We start from the raw sequence: 3,320 nt of genomic DNA, 5'->3' as shown, positions 1-3,320 counted from the left end.
CCGCCGGCGCGACGAACATGAAATCGCGCGATTGGCCGTCGGCCGTCACGAGTCGCCGCAGATGGCGGCCGTCGCCCGTCGCGAGATCGACAGTCGCCGCCGCGCCTTCGAGACGCCCCTGGACGAACATACCGGCATCGAGCGCCAGCGCGTGCGCCGTCGGTTCGCGCGCCACATTGCCCGTCACCACCTCGCCCGTCGCGAACGTGCCTTCCGCGTGCGCGGTCGACATGCCGATCGCCGCCAGCACCACACCGACACGCCACGTACACGCCATGCGTGTAGCCCGGTTCCGGAGAGTCATCATCGTGCGCCTCAGAAGTCGATGGTGGCCGACACCTTGAAGGTGCGCGGCGCGTTCTGCGTGACGTAACCGTCATTGAAGGTGCCAGCCCAGAACGTGCGGTTCGCGACGTTCTCGACGGCGCCGCGCAGCACGACCGCCTTGCCGGCGACCTGCGTTGCGTAGCGCGCGCCGAGATCGAACCGGGTCCAGCCGGGGATGCGCTGCGTGTTCGTCGAGTTGACGAACTGCGCGCTCGTCGCCACCGTGCGACCGGACAGCGTCAGCCCCTGCACCCACGGCGTATCCCATTCGAGGCCGAGGTTCGCCGTCCATTTCGGCACGCCGTACGCCGTGTTGCCGTCATAGACGCCGCCGGCCGTGTGCGTCAGCAGCGCCTGCGTGTATGCGACGCCGCCCAGCACGCGCAGCCGCGGCACCACCTGGCCGAACACGTTCCATTCGACGCCGCGGTTGCGCTGCTCGCCATCGGCGCTGTACAGGTTGGTCGCGGGGTCCTTCAGCATGCTCGGCTTCGTGATCTGGAACAGCGACAGCGTGTTCGCGAAGGTGTCGGTCTCCCATTTCGCACCGACCTCGACCTGCTTGCTCTTGTACGGCGCGAACATCTGGCCATAGTTCTTCGCGGTGACGTCGGACACGGTGTCGCCCTGGGTCAGCCCTTCGACATAGTTCGCATACAGCGACACATCCGGCCCGAACGGTCTGACGACGAGTGCGAACGCAGGCGTCAGCGCGGTTTCGTTGTAGTCCGCGGTCTTCAGCCCCGTCGCGGCCGCATAGGTCTTCGCATGGACGCGCTGGCTGCGCAACCCGACCGTGAGCTGCACGCGATCGCGTGCGAGCGACAGCGTATCGGCCAGCGCGACGCTCGTCAGCGCGGACTCCGACGTCTTCGGCGCCGGGCCCGGCGACGGCGCGAGCGGCGGATCGATCGGTGCGTAGATGTTCGACGCGAACGTCGCGCTCGTCCGGTTGATCGTGCCGGCCTCGATCTGCAGCGACGTCACGCCGAGCGACACCTGATGGCTGACGGGCCCCGTGCGAAACCGGGCGCGGGCGCCGGCCTCGATCGACGTCGTGTCGGTATAGCCGTTCTGGTTGTAGGTCACCGCACGATAGTTGCCGTTCGGCTGGATCGCGCCGGCCCGCGTCCCGTTGATGAAACCCGCGTAGCGATAGCTGAGGCCGCCGATCCCCGCGTAGGCGGTAATCCGGTCGGTCAGGTCGAGTTCCCCGCGCGCGACGACGGCCTGGTTGTCGAGCTTGCCCCATGCGCCGCGCAGCAGGTTCGTGCCGGGTGACGGCGGGCTCACGACCTGGCTCGCGAACGACGCCATCCACGGGCTGCCGTTGTCGAAACGTTCGGTGTCCGTATAGGCATCGAGCGAGAAACGCGCACGCTCACCCTTCACGTCGAACGCGAGCGACGCGAACTCGCGCTTCTTGTTCTGCCCGTCCATCGTCGTGCGGCCGTCGCGATACGCACCGTTCACACGGATGCCGACCTGGTTCCTGTCGCCGAAGCGCCGGCCGAGATCCGCGTGCACGCCGAACTGGCCATCCGAGATGTAGTCGGTGGTGAGCCGCGCGAGCGGCGTGTCGCCCGCCCGCTTCGGGACGAGGTTGATCGCACCGCCGACGCCGCCGCTCGGCGAAATGCCGTTCAGCAGCGCGTTCGGCCCTTTCAGCACTTCGATGCGCTCGATGAATTCGGTGGGCGAGTGACCGTATGGGGCGAGCCCGTACATCCCGTTGAACGCGAGATCGTCGGCGATCACGTTGAAGCCGCGGATCGTGTAGTTCTCGACGATATGACCGGTCGACGTCGTGAAGCGCACCGATGGATCGTTCTCCAGCACGTCGGCGACAGTGCCGGCCTGCTGGTTCTCGATCAACGCCGAGGTATAGCTCGTGATGTTGAATGGCGCATCCATGAAGTCGGCGTTGCCGAGCATGCCGAGCCGGCCCCCGCGCGCGACCTGACCGCCGGTGTACGCCTCGGGCAGTGCCTCCGCACGCGCGCTCACGACGATCGCCGGCAGCGTCGCGCCTGCCCCCGCCGCGGCCGGCACGGCCGACGCGCGGCGTCGCACGAGGTAACCGCCACCGGTGTGCACGGCCTCGAGCCCGTGCGGCGCCAGCAGGCGCGCGAAACCTTCCGCGACGCCCACGCGACCGTTCAACCCGTCGCTCGCGAGATGCTGCGTGAGTGCCGCGTCGCTCGCCAGTTCGACGCCCGCCGCCACCGCATAGCGATTCAGCACGACGTCGAGCGCACCGGCCGGAATCGCATATGCGCGCCGCTCGTCGGTGTCGACGCGCGACGGCGGATCGTCGGGCTGCGCTTGCGCGCCGATCGGCATCGCAAGCGCAAGCGCGGCGGCAAGCGCCGGTTCGAACGCGCGCGACGCGGCGCGGCGGCGTGCGGGCCGGTTGGCGGGACGGGAAGCTGCAGACGGGGAAAACCGGCGGAACGCCATGATGAAGAATCCTTTGGGTTCGGAATGTTGCGAAGGTGCATCGTGTATTCCGAACGAACCGCCGAAACCCTCAATCGCCCCGTGAAATTTTTCTCCGATGACCCTGCGCCGGCGTTCAGCGCGGGACGACCGTGACCCAGTAGCGCGTGCGGTAGACGACCTCGACCGGCAACGCGGTACGCAGGCTGGCGAGTGCGCGATCGGTGTCGGTCAGCGAGAACACGCCCGACACCGACAGCCGCGCGAGCGCCGGATCGCAGCGCAGGACGCCGGGCCGGTAGCGTGCGAGCTCGGCGCACCATGCATCGACGCGCATGCGTTCGGCGATCAACCGGCCCTGCGTCCATGCGTTCGCACGCACATCGGCCGGCTCCCGCGGGGCGAAGCCGTCCGCATCGAAACGCACGGCTTCGCCGGCCTCGAGCCGCAGCACGCGATCGGCCGCGCGGGCCGGCCGGATCTCGACCGCGCCGTCGAACACGTCGACGCGTGCGCACCCTCCCTCGTCCGACGCCGTGAAGCGCGTGCCGAGA

General features: G+C 68.7%; 1 protein-coding gene and 2 pseudogenes. All 3 read right to left on the bottom strand.

Going from position 1 to position 3,320, the window contains the following annotated elements:
* Positions 1-277 (bottom strand): annotated as a pseudogene (locus G3N99_RS36845) (esterase); the annotation flags it as partial.
* Between the two features lie 38 nt (positions 278-315).
* Positions 316-2,787, bottom strand: a complete 2,472-nt coding sequence (locus G3N99_RS36840; protein WP_206124816.1) for a TonB-dependent receptor — start codon at positions 2,785-2,787, stop codon at positions 316-318.
* A 115-nt stretch (positions 2,788-2,902) separates the two neighbouring features.
* Positions 2,903-3,320 (bottom strand): annotated as a pseudogene (locus G3N99_RS36835) (iron dicitrate transport regulator FecR); the annotation flags it as partial.

Origin of the sequence: Burkholderia sp. Ac-20392 (assembly GCF_017104585.1) — a bacterium.
GTDB lineage: Bacteria > Pseudomonadota > Gammaproteobacteria > Burkholderiales > Burkholderiaceae > Burkholderia > Burkholderia lata.
The sequence above is the reverse complement of the archived record's forward strand: the minus strand, read 5'-3'. Positions and strand labels throughout refer to the sequence as shown.